The sequence below is a fragment of the Emticicia fontis genome, assembly GCF_054779675.1.
Map to the genome: position 1 here is coordinate 171,467 of NZ_BAAGXU010000052.1, position 16,265 is coordinate 187,731.

At 38.8% G+C, this 16,265-nt stretch carries 17 protein-coding genes; 9 read left to right on the forward strand and 8 right to left on the reverse strand.

Annotated features, from left to right (window positions below; translation table 11 throughout):
* Positions 1-67: 67 nt before the first annotated feature.
* From serA to ubiE, 5 genes are all read right to left on the reverse strand, one after another.
* A complete protein-coding gene (gene serA, locus ACYVFA_RS22930; protein WP_460474204.1) occupies positions 68-1,960 on the reverse strand; it encodes a phosphoglycerate dehydrogenase in 1,893 nt (630 codons plus the stop codon).
* Between the two features lie 58 nt (positions 1,961-2,018).
* Entirely contained in the window at positions 2,019-2,549 is a 531-nt protein-coding gene (locus ACYVFA_RS22935; RefSeq protein WP_460474205.1) for a DinB family protein, read from the reverse strand.
* 171 nt (positions 2,550-2,720) lie between these two features.
* Positions 2,721-2,930: a membrane protein insertion efficiency factor YidD gene (gene yidD, locus ACYVFA_RS22940; RefSeq protein ID WP_130022072.1), complete on the reverse strand. Its 210-nt coding sequence runs from the start codon at positions 2,928-2,930 to the stop codon at positions 2,721-2,723.
* Between the two features lie 3 nt (positions 2,931-2,933).
* Positions 2,934-3,707, reverse strand: coding sequence for a type IX secretion/gliding motility protein PorT/SprT (gene porT, locus ACYVFA_RS22945; RefSeq protein WP_460474206.1), 774 nt, complete (start codon positions 3,705-3,707; stop codon positions 2,934-2,936).
* A gap of 43 nt (positions 3,708-3,750) precedes the next feature.
* On the reverse strand, positions 3,751-4,479 hold the full coding sequence (ubiE, locus tag ACYVFA_RS22950) for a class I SAM-dependent methyltransferase (protein WP_460474207.1): 729 nt from the start codon (positions 4,477-4,479) through the stop codon (positions 3,751-3,753).
* A 512-nt stretch (positions 4,480-4,991) separates the two neighbouring features.
* On the opposite strand from ubiE, the gene ACYVFA_RS22955 reads away from it, so the two are divergent.
* From ACYVFA_RS22955 to ACYVFA_RS22990, 8 genes are all read left to right on the forward strand, one after another.
* A complete protein-coding gene (locus ACYVFA_RS22955; RefSeq protein ID WP_460474208.1) occupies positions 4,992-5,699 on the forward strand; it encodes a hypothetical protein in 708 nt (235 codons plus the stop codon).
* Between the two features lie 88 nt (positions 5,700-5,787).
* On the forward strand, positions 5,788-6,339 hold the full coding sequence (locus tag ACYVFA_RS22960) for a hypothetical protein (protein WP_460474209.1): 552 nt from the start codon (positions 5,788-5,790) through the stop codon (positions 6,337-6,339).
* Positions 6,340-6,873: 534 nt separating this feature from the next.
* On the forward strand, positions 6,874-9,618 hold the full coding sequence (locus ACYVFA_RS22965) for a response regulator (RefSeq protein WP_460474210.1): 2,745 nt from the start codon (positions 6,874-6,876) through the stop codon (positions 9,616-9,618).
* 97 nt (positions 9,619-9,715) lie between these two features.
* Positions 9,716-10,690, forward strand: a complete 975-nt coding sequence (locus ACYVFA_RS22970) for a polyprenyl synthetase family protein (protein WP_460474211.1) — start codon at positions 9,716-9,718, stop codon at positions 10,688-10,690.
* A gap of 7 nt (positions 10,691-10,697) precedes the next feature.
* A complete protein-coding gene (locus tag ACYVFA_RS22975) occupies positions 10,698-11,318 on the forward strand; it encodes a rhomboid family intramembrane serine protease (protein WP_460474212.1) in 621 nt (206 codons plus the stop codon).
* A complete protein-coding gene (locus tag ACYVFA_RS22980; protein WP_460474213.1) occupies positions 11,318-12,169 on the forward strand; it encodes a LytR/AlgR family response regulator transcription factor in 852 nt (283 codons plus the stop codon). Before ACYVFA_RS22975 ends, ACYVFA_RS22980 begins: the two co-directional genes overlap by 1 nt.
* A gap of 174 nt (positions 12,170-12,343) precedes the next feature.
* The gene (locus ACYVFA_RS22985) at positions 12,344-12,778 is read left to right on the forward strand and encodes a DUF2141 domain-containing protein (protein ID WP_460474214.1); all 435 of its coding nucleotides are present in this window, start codon (positions 12,344-12,346) and stop codon (positions 12,776-12,778) included.
* 57 nt (positions 12,779-12,835) lie between these two features.
* A complete protein-coding gene (locus ACYVFA_RS22990) occupies positions 12,836-13,558 on the forward strand; it encodes a hypothetical protein (protein WP_460474215.1) in 723 nt (240 codons plus the stop codon).
* Positions 13,559-13,589: 31 nt separating this feature from the next.
* Here ACYVFA_RS22990 and ACYVFA_RS22995 read toward each other — a convergent pair whose 3' ends face one another.
* From ACYVFA_RS22995 to ACYVFA_RS23005, 3 genes are read right to left on the reverse strand one after another with little or no spacing between them, the layout of a single operon-like run.
* Positions 13,590-14,387, reverse strand: coding sequence for a nitrilase family protein (locus tag ACYVFA_RS22995; protein WP_460474216.1), 798 nt, complete (start codon positions 14,385-14,387; stop codon positions 13,590-13,592).
* A gap of 20 nt (positions 14,388-14,407) precedes the next feature.
* Positions 14,408-14,983, reverse strand: a complete 576-nt coding sequence (gene def, locus ACYVFA_RS23000; RefSeq protein WP_460474217.1) for a peptide deformylase — start codon at positions 14,981-14,983, stop codon at positions 14,408-14,410.
* Entirely contained in the window at positions 14,980-15,456 is a 477-nt protein-coding gene (locus ACYVFA_RS23005; protein ID WP_460474218.1) for a GNAT family N-acetyltransferase, read from the reverse strand. Before ACYVFA_RS23005 ends, def begins: the two co-directional genes overlap by 4 nt.
* 20 nt (positions 15,457-15,476) lie before the next feature.
* Between ACYVFA_RS23005 and lipB the strand changes: the two genes are divergently transcribed.
* A complete protein-coding gene (lipB, locus tag ACYVFA_RS23010) occupies positions 15,477-16,223 on the forward strand; it encodes a lipoyl(octanoyl) transferase LipB (RefSeq protein WP_460474219.1) in 747 nt (248 codons plus the stop codon).
* Positions 16,224-16,265: the final 42 nt, after the last annotated feature.

Below are 16,265 nucleotides of genomic sequence, written 5' to 3' on the forward strand. Positions count from 1 at the left end.
TATGGCGATTTTTCAAATCGCCTTTTTTATACTTCAAAACACGATTTAAAAAATCGTTATACAATTCTTAATACAACATTCTAAAACGAATCGTTTCTTCAATATCCTTAATCTCCTGCACGAACTCGTCGGTATAGCCTTTGTCAATATCCATAATTACATAACCGATTTTTTCGTTGGTTTTCAGGTATTGACCGTTGATATTGATCGAATGCTTGGCAAAGATATTATTGATTTTTGCCAGAATACCCGGTACATTTTTATGGATATGCAATAAACGGTGAGAGTCTTTCAATAATGGTAATTGTAACTCAGGAAAGTTTACACTGCCTGTGGTGCTTCCATTATTCATAAATTCTAAGAGACGTTCCGGTACGTAGTGCCCGATACTTTCCTGTGCTTCTTCTGTACTTCCACCAATGTGCGGGGTCAGAATTACGTTTGGTAGGCCTCTCAATTCATTGATAAACTCTTCGTTATTGGTCTTAGGCTCATAAGGGAATACGTCTATTCCAGCGCCTGCTACTTTTCCTTCTTTAATTGCTTCTACAAGCGCAGGAACATCAACTACATGTCCACGAGCCAGATTCAGGAATACGACTCCTTTCTTCATCAATTCAAACTCACGTTTACCAAAAATATTGGTGTTTTCCTTACGACCATCGATGTGCATACTCACTACATCGGCTACTCGTAGGACTTCATCTAATGAACGGCATTTTTTGGCATTACCGATAGGCATTTTATCTACTATATCGTAGAAATACACTTCCATACCCAATGCCTCTCCGATAACTGATAACTGTGTACCAATATGTCCGTAACCTATTAGTCCTAATTTCTTCCCACGAACCTCAAAGCTATTATTGGCCGATTTATCCCACTTACCAGCGTGCATACCTACGCTTTTTTCGAAGATATTACGGATAAGCATAATCATTTCGCCAACGGCCAGTTCTACTACCGAACGGGTATTGCTGTAAGGCGCATTGAAAACGGCGATACCTTTCTCGGTACTGGCTTTTAAATCAATCTGATTGGTACCAATACAGAAAGCCCCGATAATCATCAGTTTATCGGCATTTTCTAAAACTTTTCTGGTAACGTTGGTTTTTGAGCGAAGACCTAAGATAGATACACCCTTGATTTTTTCTGCCAGTTCGGCTTCATCCATTGCTCCCTTGTGGAACTCTACATCAAAGCCTTCATATTTAAAGGATTCTACCGCCACAGGGTGCACATTCTCCAATAAAAGTACTTTGATGCGGCTTTTGGGATAAGACTGGCTGCGAGGCAATTTATTGAGGTACAGGAACTCATCTAAAGAAGGCACTACGTGGTCGGCTTTGGCAATTACTTTTTCGCGCTCAACGTTTTCTGTGAATGCATAGAAGCGATTTGCTAGGCCAGAGGCTCTTAATTCATAGTCGGTATAACCATCGCCAATGGCATATACATCGCCATCTAAATGTAATGAACCAAGAAGTTTCACTTTGCCTTTTTCGTGGGCTAATACATTATTCTCATCTACGCCAGTGATATTTCCCTCTTCATCGAATTGAAAGGTATTGGCATACACATTTTCTTCTTTCAGACCCATGTCTGTTACGATAGGCACAATAAATTCTTTAAAGCCACCCGAAACAATCATAATATGGTCAGCGTACTCACGGAGGAATTTCTCATTTCTCTGAAAAGAGTCAGATACTTTGGTGTGGAGGAAATCAACCAGTTTGTCGATATGTGAACGATTAGCTTTCAATAAATCAATTCTTCTGCTGAGTGCTTCCGAAAACGAAATCTCACCATTCATGCCCATTTCGGTCAGTTTTCTGATTTCGCCGACTATTTTTTCCTGATTGGCATTGCCTGCTAAGGCAATATTGGCTAATTCGTCCAGCCCCTCTACTTTCGTAAAAGTGCTGTCGAAATCTATAATAAAATAAGGATGATTATTCATGAATCACTAAATCTCTATAATAGGTATTGATGTTAAAAGTCTGATTATTACCAAATATTTATTGAGGACTATCCAAAGCAATCTTAATATGCTCCAGATGGTGTTTACAATGCCAAGCCCCCATATCTAGAGCCTGCGCCAATGTTACGTTTATCTGACGCCCTACATGAAAAAAGGTTCTGCTGAAATCTTCAGAGGACATGGATTTGAGTAAATGTGTCCATCGTTTATGAGTAGCTTCTAATAACAGGAGTGCATCGGCCAGAGGTACGCTTGGTACTTCGGGGTTATTTGCCCAGCCGTTAATGTTCGGGCCAAATCCTTGTGGATTATCTTCGCATAGTGCCTGTTTGAAACGGGCAAAATGCAGGATGTGCATATCAGAGATATGTACTACCACTTTATGGATACTCCATGCTCCTTCACGATAAGACTTTGCCAAATCGTCTGCCGAAAGGTTCTTTGTCAATTGCTCATACTTAGCCGGATATTGCTCTATAATGCTAATATTCTGAGCCATTGCTTCTGCAGAATAGCTATTTTCTGGTTTCCATTTACCAATTGGAAACTGGCGCTCTTCGAGAGTCATTGCTTTAGGGAGGTTTTGTTGCAAACTCAAATTTACAGAACTATTCTGCATTAAATTGAGCTAAGCTATTGATTTTCAATAATTAAACGAATAGTCAAGAATATTCTTGATATAATACAAAATATCAATAGTTGATGAAGAAGATTTGCAAATATAGTAAATTCTGTAGATTTATGGCACAGGATCATATCCATGTCCACCCCAGGGATGACAGCGACCAATGCGCTTGACAGTAAGTAATAAACCCTTGAAAAAACCATATTTCTGAAACGCTTCTACCGAGTATTGGGAGCAGGTAGGCGTGTAACGACAGGAGGCAGGAAACCAGGGCGAAATGCCGACCTGATACAGACGCACAAGAAATATGGCAATGTATTTCATGATTTATTCAAACGAGATGTATAGTGTAACTGTATGAGTTGTCAATCGGTCAATACCGCCAATGGCAGTACCTTGAGCGGTAACAGGATTTACTAAATTGACTAAGCCATGAGAGAAATGTAGTTCCGGCGAAAACTTGAAGTATTCTCTGAAAAACTCAAGACCTGTTCCGTATTCAATACTAAAATCATTGTTTTTAGTAGTAAACTGCTGGCGGTTTTTTCTGTTTACGGCGTTGGTTTCAACAGCGTATCGAACTCCTCCGAAAATATACATCCGCACATTACCTCTACGTTCCGATTTATACTTTAGCATCAGAGGCAATTCGAACCAGGCTGTTTCGCGTAATTCTTTTTTCTCACCTAATACTTTTTCGGGGTCTGTTGCACCAGTATCTACGAAACGATATTCTAATTTTCTCCCATAAATGGCTACTGTAGGCAGAACACGGAAGTCGAAATAATCGTTCAGGCGTATATTAGCTAATCCGCCCATTTTCAGCCCCATAGTACCGGGAGAGGTAATGGCATAATACTTATCTTTATTAATAAAGAAATTGTTGAATTTGATATTGAAGTTAGTATACGGTAAGCCTAAGAAATAACCGAATTTTACGGTTTTAGCATCGTAATCACCCTGAAAAAGACGTTTATTCTGCTGTGCTGACAAGCTATGCACAGCCATAATGGATAGAAACAAGCAGCCCTTAGAAACAAGGAAGGTCTTTTTTAATGATGAGGTAAAACTACGTGAAAAGGATACCTTAATATTTTTCATTCAAAATCTAGAAAAGGTTACATCTATGTAATCAATAGCAATCTCAGGTCTTTTTCTTACCTATGTAGACCGTACAAATGCCAAAAGTCAGCGGCACACTTTTCGTTTCTGTGAATCCGGCTTTTTCAAAAACCTTCAGGAAGTCATTCCCTTCAGGAAAGGCTTTAACCGACTCTGGCAGATAACTATAAGCTGCTTTGTCTTTTGATATGAGTTTCCCGATTAAGGGTAAGATAGTAGAATTATATAACCAATATAACTGCTTGATAATAGGTGCCTTAGGTTTCGAGAATTCTACAATGAGGCATGTGCCGCCGGGCTTGGTAACCCTGTTCATGTCGGTGAGTCCTTTCTCCAGATTCTCAAAGTTCCTTACTCCAAAAGAAACGATGACAGCATCAAAAGTATTGTTTTCAAACAGTAATTTCTCTGAATCGCCACTTCTGAGTTCTATCACATTTTCCATGCCAATTTTCTTCATTTTCTCGCGCCCGATAGCCAGCATGCCCTCCGAAATATCTACGCCAATCACTTTTTCAGGCTTCAGTTGTTTCACTGCTTCCACAGCAAGGTCTCCCGTGCCGGTTGCAATATCTAAAATAAGTTTTGGCTGAGCCGAACGCAACATTGATATGGCTTTCTTTCTCCACCATACATCAATACCTCCACTTAATAAATGATTTAGTAAATCATATTTTGGCGAAATGTTATCAAACATTTCTGCTATCTGCTCGCGCTTTCCTGTTTCTTTTTCTTTGTAAGGTACTACCATCTTCAAATCAACAAAAAATCAATACTATGACAATAAACAGCAAAGTTACAACCACAATTTCATATTAGATAAATTTCGGGCATATAAATGCTTTAATGCCAATAAATTAAGATACGGGAATTGACTGGGATTGGTTTAGAGGGGTTATAAAGGTATTGCTTACATAAGCGGGACTTATTAGGTTTCAAGCTATAAGTGTTCTTCTACCCTTGCCTAATCGGGCCTTCGACCGTGCGATAGCCTATTTTTGTACACATGCTATGGCAAAATCCTAATAAAAATGTAAAAAAATCATTTGTTTTTTTAGCCACCGAGGCTTGCCCATTTCATTCAGTTAGCCCGTCGGGAATGAAAATAAATTCCAAGCCAAATAAAATTTTGTGAATTTTTTTAGATTTTTATCTCGCTGATTTTCAGTGATTTAGCTTTTTTTCTTCGTGGTTTGAAAAAAATAATTCCAACTATTTTTTTTTCAACTGAATCCATGTAGGAAATAAACCAAAGAAAAATTCATGAAAAAATTGATTTTAAGTGTCGTTTCGGTAGCAATTTTATTCTCTTGTTCGAAAGAGGAAACCACCACCCCACAACTTTCTTTAAATGATCAGTTTAATGTTTCAGCAGAGGGTTGGAGTGCTGATTTTGCGGATTATCCCGTAGGTGAGGAAACATTCTACGAACTATCAACTAAAAAAGATGCTAAATTACCAGCACCTTTAGATACCTTGAAAAAAGGTTTCCGCATTTCGGGTAATAATCATAGCGATGATTTGTTTATGTTCATGACCAAGAAGATGGGTGGTCTAAAAGCCAATCAAAGCTATAAAGGAACATTTGAAGTTGAATTTGCTTCAAATGCACCGGATGGTTCGGTGGGTGTAGGCGGTTCTCCGGCTGAAAGTGTGTATGTAGGTATCGGTCTGACATCGATTGAGCCTAAAAAAGTAGCCAATACTACTACCAAGCATTATGATATGAACATCAAAAAAATGCAACAGGCAACCAGCGGACAAGATATGAAAGTGATTGGTAATGTTGCTAACGGTACAACTGAAGCTAAGTATAAAATCATCAAAAGAACTGGTGAATTTACTGGTAAATCAGATGCTAATGGTAACCTATGGGTAATTGTAGGTACAGACTCAGGCTTTGAAGCTACTACTACGCTTTATTATACTGGCGTAAAAGTAAATCTGACAGAAGCGACAGCTGCGCAATAATTTCCTGGCAGGTCGAAGCGTTTAAACTTCGACCTGCTTTTCCACACAGTTAAAAGCGACATCTATTCAAGTTTAACCAGATATATTTATGAAAAAAATGTTTTGCATCTGCGGTCTTTTGGGAATTCTGTTTGTAAGTGCCTGTAAAGACAACAAAATCTCGTTAGAGGGTCTTGATAGTGTATATCTGCCTTTAACTGTGGGAAATTACTGGAAAATAGATAAGGTAGATACCAGAACGATTACAGAGACTAAAGTTTTCGACCAGAAAACGTATTATGCACTGACCACTACTTATGATACCTCGTATATAAGAAATGAGAGCGATAAGATTATAGAATACTATAAAGGCAAGACTTCAGTAAGATTTGATCTGACTGCCAAGGTAAATGATACATGGAAATACAGAGATTATAATGTAACGCTTATGAGCAAAACAGATGTAATCACGATTGGAGAGCAGGAGATTAAGAATTGCTACAAATTCTATTTTGATGTTCCGGCCATGGCAGATGAAGAACATGCTATCTGGCTGGCACCGGGAATCGGCTTTATTCAATATGAATGCCTGGGAGAATGTATAGGAGGTAAAAACAAATTGATAGAAGTAAAGCTCGAAGGTAAGGTATATAAATTTTAAGATATATAGTGATAGATACAAAGGCCTGATAAGTAGATTATCAGGCTTTTGGCTTTTATAGGGTTATATTATTACGAAATATTTATATGACTATTTCATCACTAGCGAACAACAAAAGATACAGCTTTTGTGCTTATGTGTCAAATCGACACCGCTTAATCAGTATTTTGTTGATTTTAAAATTGCCACTGGATAATTTAGTTGCTAAACCATTCTTTTAGGCACATTTGTTGCTCTGAATTTTGTTCGAAAACTAGGATTTTCCGAAACATTTTGGCTCTGATTGATATAGCTGATAAAGAGATTTTTTATAACTTACGGAAAGAAAACTAATAGAGTAAAATCTAATAGTGAATGGTAAAAGGTAAGCCATCCTGATTTGCCATCTTGTATAACCTATTTTCATACAATTATTCATCTAAAAATGGCTGGTATTTAAAGATGGACATTAAGAAACTATTGCACAGATACACGAAATGCCGATTACAGATTGTTTTTCTGTGCTTTTCCTCTTTATTGACCGTAGTATTCTTAATGGCGTGTTCGTCTGCTTCTTTTGCACAATCTTCTGTTAAAGGTGAAGCAGATTTAAGAACGATTCAGTTTGAGGATACAAAAAATCACGTTGATCTTTCAGGTGAGTGGGCTTTCTATTGGAAAAAACTTCTGCAACCTGAACAGATAGGTACAACAAGGCCCGACTATTATATACCTTTTACACAAGTCTGGAACAAAGATGAGCATTTGGGCAAGCCCTTCAAAGCTTTTGGCTATGCTACTTATGCATTAAAAATTTATATCGACCATAAGAAAAACCCTCAGCTTTCATTTTTTATCCCCGCTCCTTATTCAAGCTATAAACTCTGGGTTAATAATGAAGTGATAGCACATAATGGTGTGGTAGCTACTAGCAAGGAAGCCTACGAACCACATTGGTTGCCCATCAAAAAACTCTATCTGGCACAATCAGATACCCTGCAATTTGTTTTGCAGGTAGCCAATTTCGACCATTATAGGGGTGGTTTCTCACAACCAATTATTATGGGTAGTGTCGGCTATACCGAAGATTTATGGGATACTGAATTATCCATCACTCTGATACTGACAGGAATTCTGCTGATGGTTTCCTTGATTTTCTTTGGTTTATATTTCTTAGGGCAGAGAGATCTCGTTGTTGTATTTTTTGCCCTCTATTGTGTCTTCTACATTTACCGACTTATAGGGGTCGATAAGATTTATTATCTGCATCAGGTTTTTCCGGATATTCCTTTTAAAGTCACCTTTTTCTTTGAGTACTTTACCATCTTTTTCTGTATCTATCTTTTCAGCCGGTTTGTGCAGGCACTTTATGGAAGCAAGAGCCGGTTTGTGACGGGTGTTGGATATATCAGCCTTTTCTATATCGCGGCATTAATTCTTACGCCTACCTATATTATATCGTATATATCGCAGGTCTTTTTCTTTATCATTCTGTTTTTTGTGGCCTATAATCTCTATATGTCTATTATAGCAGTCATTCGCAAACGCAAAGGCTCGGTGTTTGCGCTTTTGAGTATGTTCTCGATTGGCCTGGCTGTTTCTTTAAATATCATGGGTTACTTTGGGGTTATCCAGCCATCGTCTTATTATCTGTTCTTCGGTTATTTCGGCTTTATTCTCTTTCAGACTCTTATCCTTTCGCATCGGTTTGTATACTCATTCCGGAAAGCACGTCGGGAAGCTGAACAGGCCGCTAATGCTAAATCGGAATTTCTGGCAAATATGAGCCACGAAATCAGAACTCCTCTGAATGGCGTGATTGGTTTCACAGATTTATTAATGAAAACCAAACTGGATAGTACGCAGCAGCAATATATGTCCACTGTTTTTCAGTCGGCCAATGCCTTGCTTGATATTATCAATGATATATTAGATTTCTCGAAAATTGAGGCCGGAAAACTGGAAATTGTAGTAGAGAAAACGAATATCAATGAATTGATGAGCCAGGTGGCTGATATGATTACCTTTCAGGCCAGCCAGAAGAATCTGGAAGTATTATTGAATATTCCGGTGGAGGTGCCGCGCTATATATGGGTTGACGTGGTGCGTTTAAGACAAATATTGGTCAATTTACTAAGCAATGCAGTAAAATTTACTGAAACAGGAGAGATAGAGCTAAAGGTTGAGATACAAGGCGATGTAAAGAGTAGTTATAATAGTTTCAGGTTTTCGGTAAAGGATACTGGTATTGGGATTGCACCACATAATCAACAAAAAATATTTCAGGCATTCTTACAAGAAGATTCTTCTACTACCCGCAAGTTTGGTGGTACAGGTCTGGGGCTTACTATTTCTAATAAACTATTAGCTTTGATGCAAAGCCAGCTAAGGGTAGATAGCGAATTGGGCAAGGGTACTAAATTTTATTTTGACCTTAATCTGAGGTCAGAATTAGGACAGGTAGATGAGTGGAAAAATCTGGATGTATTTAAACGCGTATTGATTGCCGACGACAATAAAACCAATCGGACGCTCGTCAAAAGTATGCTTGACTTGCGCAAGATTAGTTATGAAGAAGTAGAAAACGGGCAGGAGGTTGTGGATATTCTGGAAAAAGGAGAAAAGTTTGATTTATTATTTATTGACTACCATATGCCCTATCTGGACGGCCTGGATACTGTGCGTATACTCAGACAAAAGCCTAAATATAATGCTGAAAAACTTCCGATAATTCTGTTGTATAGTTCTCATGCACATGATTATATTAATTCTGAATCGGAGAAACTGAAAATCAGGCAGCGATTAGTAAAACCTGTCACGATTCAGAAAGTATTTGGGGCCATGTCTAGAATTGCCACAAGAGTAGTTGAGGAAAACCATAAAACGGAGGCTCCGAAACCTGCACAATATATAGATGAGCGCTACCTGACAATTCTGATTGTTGAAGATAATAAAGTGAATATGTTATTTGCCCGGACCATCTTCAAATCAGTATTCCCGAATGGGCGTATTCTGGAAGCAGAAAATGGCAAAATAGCGGTAGACATTTTTAAACAAGATGCACCTGATATTATCTTTATGGATATGCAGATGCCTGAAATGAATGGGCTGGAAGCTACACAGGCTATCCGTGAAATAGAAAATGGCAAAAACAGAGTGCCTATTATTGCCCTTACAGCGGGAACTGTAAAAGGCGAAAAAGAAAAATGCCTCGAAGCCGGAATGGATGACTATATTACCAAACCTTTTGTAAAAGATACGATAGTAAAAGCAATTCAGAAATACCTGGGTAATGGCTAATGGTGATTATTTTAGCCATTTAATGCCTTAGGTCAATTACAACTTGGTAGTCTTGCCAAGTTTTTTTTATTTTGTTGCTCATTAGAACACGACCCAGATGTCTTTAGAGATTTTTCTTCAAGCAATTGAACAGGAAATTGCTCGCACACAATATGGCGAGAAACCGGTAGAATTATATGAACCGATTGAATACCTGATGTCGTTAGGTGGGAAAAGAATGCGCCCTTTGCTAACGGTAATGGCAACGAATATTTTTTCGGATAACTGGGAGAAAGCCATAAAGCCAGCCATAGGAGTAGAGGTTTTTCATAATTTTACCCTCATGCACGACGATATAATGGATGCCGCTCCGCTTCGTCGCGGTAAGCCTACTGTACATGAGAAATGGAATCCGAATGTAGCTATACTATCAGGTGATGTAATGCTGGTTTGTGCCTACGAATTGATGACTGATGTTGAAGACGGCATTTTTAAACAGGTAATCAGAAGATTCAACCGGACTGCGGCAGAGGTTTGTGAGGGGCAGCAGCTGGATATGAATTTTGCTTTACGCGCAGATGTAAGCGAAGAAGAATACATTGATATGATTCGTCTGAAAACTTCCGTTCTCTTAGGTTTCGGTTTAGAGCTAGGGGGAATGATTGCAAACGCAGGAGAAACTAATACTAAACTATTGTATGAAATAGGTACCAATGTAGGGATCGGTTTTCAGCTAAAAGATGATATATTAGATGTGTATGGCGACCCTGAAAAATTTGGCAAGCAGGTTGGTGGTGATATTATAGAAAATAAGAAGACATTTTTGCTTATAGAAGCCCTGGCACAAGCTAAAGGCAAAGCAGAAGAAAAAGAACTGGCCTACTGGCTTTCGGCAGAAGAATTTGATAAGAACGAAAAAGTAAAGGCCGTCTCGGCTATTTATGATTCTTTAGGCATTAAAGAAATGGCTGAAAAGAAGATGAATGAGTTTTTTAGTAAAGGACTGACTGATTTAGAAAAATTGGAAGCACCAGTAGAGCGTAAAAAACCTTTACTGGATTTAATACAAATGTTGATTAAAAGAGAAAACTAACAAAAAGATGTCTTTAACGGTAATTATTATTGCTATCACAGTAATTGTGAGCATTGCGGCTTTTAGTAATGGTCGCCTGATGCACCAATATATTCTGAATCCTTATACGGTGCATCGCAAGAATGAATGGTGGCGCCTGCTTACCTCTGGTTTTTTACATGGCGATTATGGGCATTTGTTCTTCAATATGTTCAGCTTATATCTTTTCGGCGAAGGCGTTGAGTCTTATTTTTATCAGGTTTTTGGCGAAAAGGCTCAGTTTTTCTATTTATTACTGTATTTATTAGGAATTATCATAGCCAATTTGCCTGATACTTTCAGCAAAAAGAATAATTCAGGCTATAATGCACTTGGCGCGTCTGGTGGGGTATCATCTATCGTTTTTGCCTTTATTATGTTTCAACCAACGGCAAAAATGGGTGTATTTCCACTTCCTCCTATTGTTCCTGCCTGGATATTTGGCATTCTGTATTTACTGTATTCCAGATATATGGCGCAAAAACAATACGATAATATTGGCCATACAGCCCATATGTGGGGGGCACTGTGGGGAGTTGTATTTATGGTACTTACTTATCCGCCTATTATTCAGCATTTTATTCAAACCATTGCCGCTAGTTTCAATTAATGTTTAAGATATTACAGCAACCCTATCCTTTTCCACATAAATCAGTGGGCGTCAGTCTACGGAAAAGTCTGGTTGAGGGGGCTGGTGTTGCTTTATTCTTTGTTGTTTTTCAACCTTTTGGCTTAAACGAGTGGCAACACCCACATAAACTGTGGGTGTTGATTGGGTTTGGTGGTATTGTGAGTATTTGTACACTTTTTAATAGGTCAGTATTGCCACTACTTGTTCCAAAATTCTTCAATGAACAAAAATGGGTAGTCTGGAAAGAAATAGCAGATATCCTGTTTCTGCTTGCGCTCATTACCTGTGCAAATATGTTTTACTCCAAACTGTTCTTTCATTATCTGCCGCTGACACCCCTAGGTTTTATTGTGATGTTTCTGATTGTAGCGCTGGTAGGCTTGATTCCGATTTCATTCGGGGTGATGTCTAATTACATCTATCAACTAAAAAAGTATAATCAGACTATTGTTGTACAACCGAATGAGTCTATCAGAGCAGAAGAAAAAACAATAGCCATTATAAAACTTGTCGCCGAAAACGAAAAAGATGTAGTTGAAATAGAGGAAGATGATTTGTTTTTTATAGAATCATCAGATAATTATTCAACTGTATTTTATCAGCAAGGTAATACGCTTCAAAAAGAATTATTAAGAAGTAGCCTGACCCGTCTGGAAGGGCAGATAAACTCCCCCACTATCGTTCGCTGCCATCGGTCATATATTGTTAACCTGACTAAGGTTGAGAAAGTAACAGGCAATGCCCAGGGATATAAACTACACCTGAAATCTCCTGAACTAACCGTACCCGTTGCCCGTAAATATTCTGAAATTGTAGAGCAGTTGAAATAAAGCATTCAATTCGCTTTTTCAAAGCTTTGTCATTCTTCCCTAAAGCTTGTTAATCTCCCCTCTGCTTTGTCAAACTCCCCAAAGGATTGATAGTCAGCCCTTTCATTTGACTGCTATTTGTAGCTTGATATACATTTGTGTCATCGAAAACACGAAAAATAATCAATAACACAAATGAAAAATTTCATCCAGTCAATCGCACTAACAACTATCCTAAGCCTTGTTGCTACCTTTTCTTTTGCACAGAATAAATATAATGTTACGGTAGTAGTGAAAGGCATTCAACAACGCCAGGGCAAAATATATGCCTCTATTACAAATGATGAAAATAGCTTCCCGAGAGGAAAAGGTATTAAATCAGCTTTTGCAGAAGTGACACCAGAAGGTGAGGTAAGTTTAAAATTTGAAGGTATTCTGGAAGGTAAATATGCCATCGTGATGTATCAGGACTTGAACGATAATAAGCAATTAGATATGAACGGAGATATGCCTTCTGAACCTTTCGGTTTCTCAAATGTAACGATGCTCATGGGGCCTCCAACTTTTGACTTATGCGCCTTCGATGTGAATGAAAACAAAACCATTGCAATCGGCCTGATGGCGTTCTAAGTTTCAGATTAATAAGTACCCAATACCTTTCAATTCCCTTTCTAAACCATCAAAATTATGGAAAAGCTCATATTTAATTTCTTTTTGGTTATACACGTAATCTGTGGATTTTTATCTCTTTCAAGTGGCTTAGTTGCCATGATTGCCGAAAAAGGCAAAAGAGTACATAATCTAAGCGGACGCATCTTTTACTGGGCTATGCTGGGTGTATTCATTACCACCATTATCTTTTTTGCTATCTACCCGGCTCAATTAAAATACCAATTCTTCCTGACTATCGGAATCATTAGTTTTTACCCTAATTTTTCAGGCAAAAGAATATTGAGCATGAAAAAAGCCATTGTTCCTACATTGATTGATTGGATAGCTGCATGGGGTGTAGGCATTTGTGGAATTGTTATGGTTGGGTATTCAGTTTATGGCTTTATGAATCCGACAGGCTTTAATGGGATGGCTCTCTTATTTGCCATATTCGGCGTTGTGTGTTTGGTAAATGCCTATGGAGACTTAAAGATATATCTGGGTTTTCAGAAGCCTGAAAAAATGCACTGGTTTTTAGGACATGGCGGTAAAATGATGGGTGCTTATTCTGCTGCTTTAACGGCCTTTTTTGTGAATGTAGTGCCAAGATATATGCCAGCTAATACGCCTACGTTTGTTTTTATCCTGACCTGGGTGTTACCAGGTGTAATAGTTGGGGTGATTGCTTCAAGAATATTGAAAAAATATAAAGCGAAGTTTGCTGGAAAGAGTGTAAAGCCTGTTTTGGTAAGTGAATAACTGTGGCGCGAGCGTCTCGCTCGCACCACAGTTACAAAATATCAAAGCTATCCGCATCCAGATAAGCAGGGAATCTTTGTCTGAATTCGTCAAGGGAAGTTTTAGAGATAGTATGTTGATGAACTACCTCGTTATCAATTTCACGGAAAAGTACTTTACCTGCAAAATCAATCACAGCCGAATGGCCTGCATGAACAATATTGTTGCCATCAAGCCCTGTGCGGTTGACGCCTATTACATAGCTTTGGTTTTCGATGGCTCTTGCCGTAAGAAGCGTATCCCATGGATACATTCTTACCTGAGGCCAGTTAGCGACATATATCAGCAAATCATAAGCTAAATCAATATTTCTGCTCCAGACAGGGAAACGGAGGTCGTAGCAGATAAGGGGACAGATCTTCCAGCCTTTCAGTTCTTTGATAATCTTCTTGTCTCCACCTGCATACACCTCATTTTCTTTGGCCATTCTGAACAGGTGGCGTTTGTCATAAGTATCAACTTCTCCGTCAGGGCTCACCCATAAGAGGCGATTATAATAGTTGTTATTGTCTTTAATCACCACACTACCTGTCACTACTGCACCTGTTTGTGCTGCCATCTGCTTCATCCAGCGTGTAGTGTGCAGATTCATGGGTTCGGCCACCTTAGCCGGATTCATAGAGAATCCGGTAGTAAACATTTCGGGCAGAATGATTAAGTCAGTAGGTTCTGAAATACCGAAAATCTTCTCTTCCAACATCGCTCTATTAGCGGTGGCATCTTCCCAATGAAGATTGGTTTGAACGAGTGTGACGTTTAAATCGGGAAGAGAAGCGTTTTGTTCAGACATTTTAATTAATGCTTGGTATATTATTTAGGGAATTTCATGCGATACTCAACATCTACGTCACCTTTGGTAATATTGGCTAATTTCTTCTTTAGCATCTGTTTTTTCAAAGGTGTCAGATGGTCGGTAAACAAAATACCATCAATATGATCGTACTCATGCTGAATGATACGAGCCGCCATACTTTCGTAGGTTTCGGTATGTTCTACCCAATCGGTATCAAAATAGCGGATAGTCACGTATTCTGGGCGATACACATCGGCACGAATTCCCGGAATACTCAAACAACCTTCTTCATACGCCCATTCGTCTCCCTCTTCGTCCAGAATTTCGGCGTTGATAAATACTTTTTTAAAACCTATCAATGATTGGTCGATATCATCTTCTGTTTCCGCACCTTCGTTGATGGGCGTACCATCGACCACAAAAATGCGAAGGTCTAAGCCAATCTGCGGAGCTGCCAGGCCTACACCTGCAGCTGCATGCATTGTCTCGAACATATCTTCGGCCAATTTTTTTACATCAAGTTCGCCCTCTACAATATCACGCGCTTCTTTTCTCAAAACAGGGTCGCCGTAGGCTACAATAGGATATATCATTCTATTTTATGTATTGTGTTAACTAATTTCTTCCGGAGAATAATTCTATAATCTTCAATCTTTTCTTTTTGTTCCACTGCTTTTATACAAAAGCCATTCTTGATGGCAAATATCAGCATCCCTCTGAAACGATTACGGGTTTTCAGCACAATGGCACTGAAACCCTCTTTTGCTGCCCAAAGCTCCTGTGCATCAGCCAGTTTTTGTGCTATTTGTAATTTTCGGTAATCTGGCAAAACTCCCCCCATCCAGTTATAAAAACTGCCATCGTTATCTCGCTGATAACCGACTTTGAAACCTACGAGTGTGCTACCGTTAAGAGCAACTAAAATCAAAGATTTGGTGTTTAATAATCGACTTTCGTAGACTTTCTCATCGTAAATCCCATCAGAGAATTCAGGGATTTGCCGAGAAATAGCTACGCATTCGGCAACTGTACCGCGTCTGATTGTTACATTTGCACCCGTATTCATACTACAAAGTTACAAAACTGATGAATAATATTATTAATAAAAGCGTAAGGTTTATTAATTTAGGCCTGATTGACTATCAAAATGGTTGGGATTTTCAGGAAAAACTCTTCGCCGAAATCATTGACCTGAAAATTAAGAACAGAAATATTGAGCCCGAGAATCAATTATCTACGCATAATTACCTCTTGTTTTGTCAGCATCCGCACGTATATACCTTAGGTAAAAGCGGAAAAATGGAGAATCTTTTGCTGGACGAGGAAAACCTTGCGGCCAAAGAAGCAAAGTTCTACAAGATTAACCGCGGTGGAGACATTACTTATCATGGCCCCGGCCAACTGGTAGGTTATCCGATTCTGGATCTGGAAAACTTTTTTACAGATATACATCGCTATATGCGTTTTCTGGAAGAGGGAATTATTCTTACCCTGGCTGATTATGGCATTGATGCCGGGAGAATTGATGGGCTGACAGGCGTTTGGCTGGATTATAAGGAGCAGAAGAACCCAAGAAAAATATGCGCCATGGGCGTGAAATCGAGCCGATGGGTAACTATGCATGGCTTTGCCTTGAATGTAAATACTGATTTGAATTATTTTAGTAACATTGTTCCGTGTGGCATTGATGATAAGGCTGTCACATCTTTAGCATTAGAATTAGGTTGCCTGATAGAAATAGACGAGGTAGCCGAAAAGCTGAAAAGACACCTGGGCAAATTGTTCGAAATGGAATTTGAGGTATCGCCAGAGAGAGAATTAGCGGAGATTTAAAGCAGAAATGCAATATTTCCTTGTCACAAATTATCTTGATTG

Coding starts and splice junctions, on each gene's coding strand:
- serA (WP_460474204.1), bottom strand. CDS start 1,960: ATGAATAATCATCCTTATTTTATTATAGATTTCGACAGCACTTTTACG.
- ACYVFA_RS22935 (WP_460474205.1), bottom strand. CDS start 2,549: ATGACTCTCGAAGAGCGCCAGTTTCCAATTGGTAAATGGAAACCAGAA.
- yidD (WP_130022072.1), bottom strand. CDS start 2,930: ATGAAATACATTGCCATATTTCTTGTGCGTCTGTATCAGGTCGGCATT.
- porT (WP_460474206.1), bottom strand. CDS start 3,707: ATGAAAAATATTAAGGTATCCTTTTCACGTAGTTTTACCTCATCATTA.
- ubiE (WP_460474207.1), bottom strand. CDS start 4,479: ATGGTAGTACCTTACAAAGAAAAAGAAACAGGAAAGCGCGAGCAGATA.
- ACYVFA_RS22955 (WP_460474208.1), top strand. CDS start 4,992: ATGAAAAAATTGATTTTAAGTGTCGTTTCGGTAGCAATTTTATTCTCT.
- ACYVFA_RS22960 (WP_460474209.1), top strand. CDS start 5,788: ATGAAAAAAATGTTTTGCATCTGCGGTCTTTTGGGAATTCTGTTTGTA.
- ACYVFA_RS22965 (WP_460474210.1), top strand. CDS start 6,874: ATGGCGTGTTCGTCTGCTTCTTTTGCACAATCTTCTGTTAAAGGTGAA.
- ACYVFA_RS22970 (WP_460474211.1), top strand. CDS start 9,716: ATGTCTTTAGAGATTTTTCTTCAAGCAATTGAACAGGAAATTGCTCGC.
- ACYVFA_RS22975 (WP_460474212.1), top strand. CDS start 10,698: ATGTCTTTAACGGTAATTATTATTGCTATCACAGTAATTGTGAGCATT.
- ACYVFA_RS22980 (WP_460474213.1), top strand. CDS start 11,318: ATGTTTAAGATATTACAGCAACCCTATCCTTTTCCACATAAATCAGTG.
- ACYVFA_RS22985 (WP_460474214.1), top strand. CDS start 12,344: ATGAAAAATTTCATCCAGTCAATCGCACTAACAACTATCCTAAGCCTT.
- ACYVFA_RS22990 (WP_460474215.1), top strand. CDS start 12,836: ATGGAAAAGCTCATATTTAATTTCTTTTTGGTTATACACGTAATCTGT.
- ACYVFA_RS22995 (WP_460474216.1), bottom strand. CDS start 14,387: ATGTCTGAACAAAACGCTTCTCTTCCCGATTTAAACGTCACACTCGTT.
- def (WP_460474217.1), bottom strand. CDS start 14,983: ATGATATATCCTATTGTAGCCTACGGCGACCCTGTTTTGAGAAAAGAA.
- ACYVFA_RS23005 (WP_460474218.1), bottom strand. CDS start 15,456: ATGAATACGGGTGCAAATGTAACAATCAGACGCGGTACAGTTGCCGAA.
- lipB (WP_460474219.1), top strand. CDS start 15,477: ATGAATAATATTATTAATAAAAGCGTAAGGTTTATTAATTTAGGCCTG.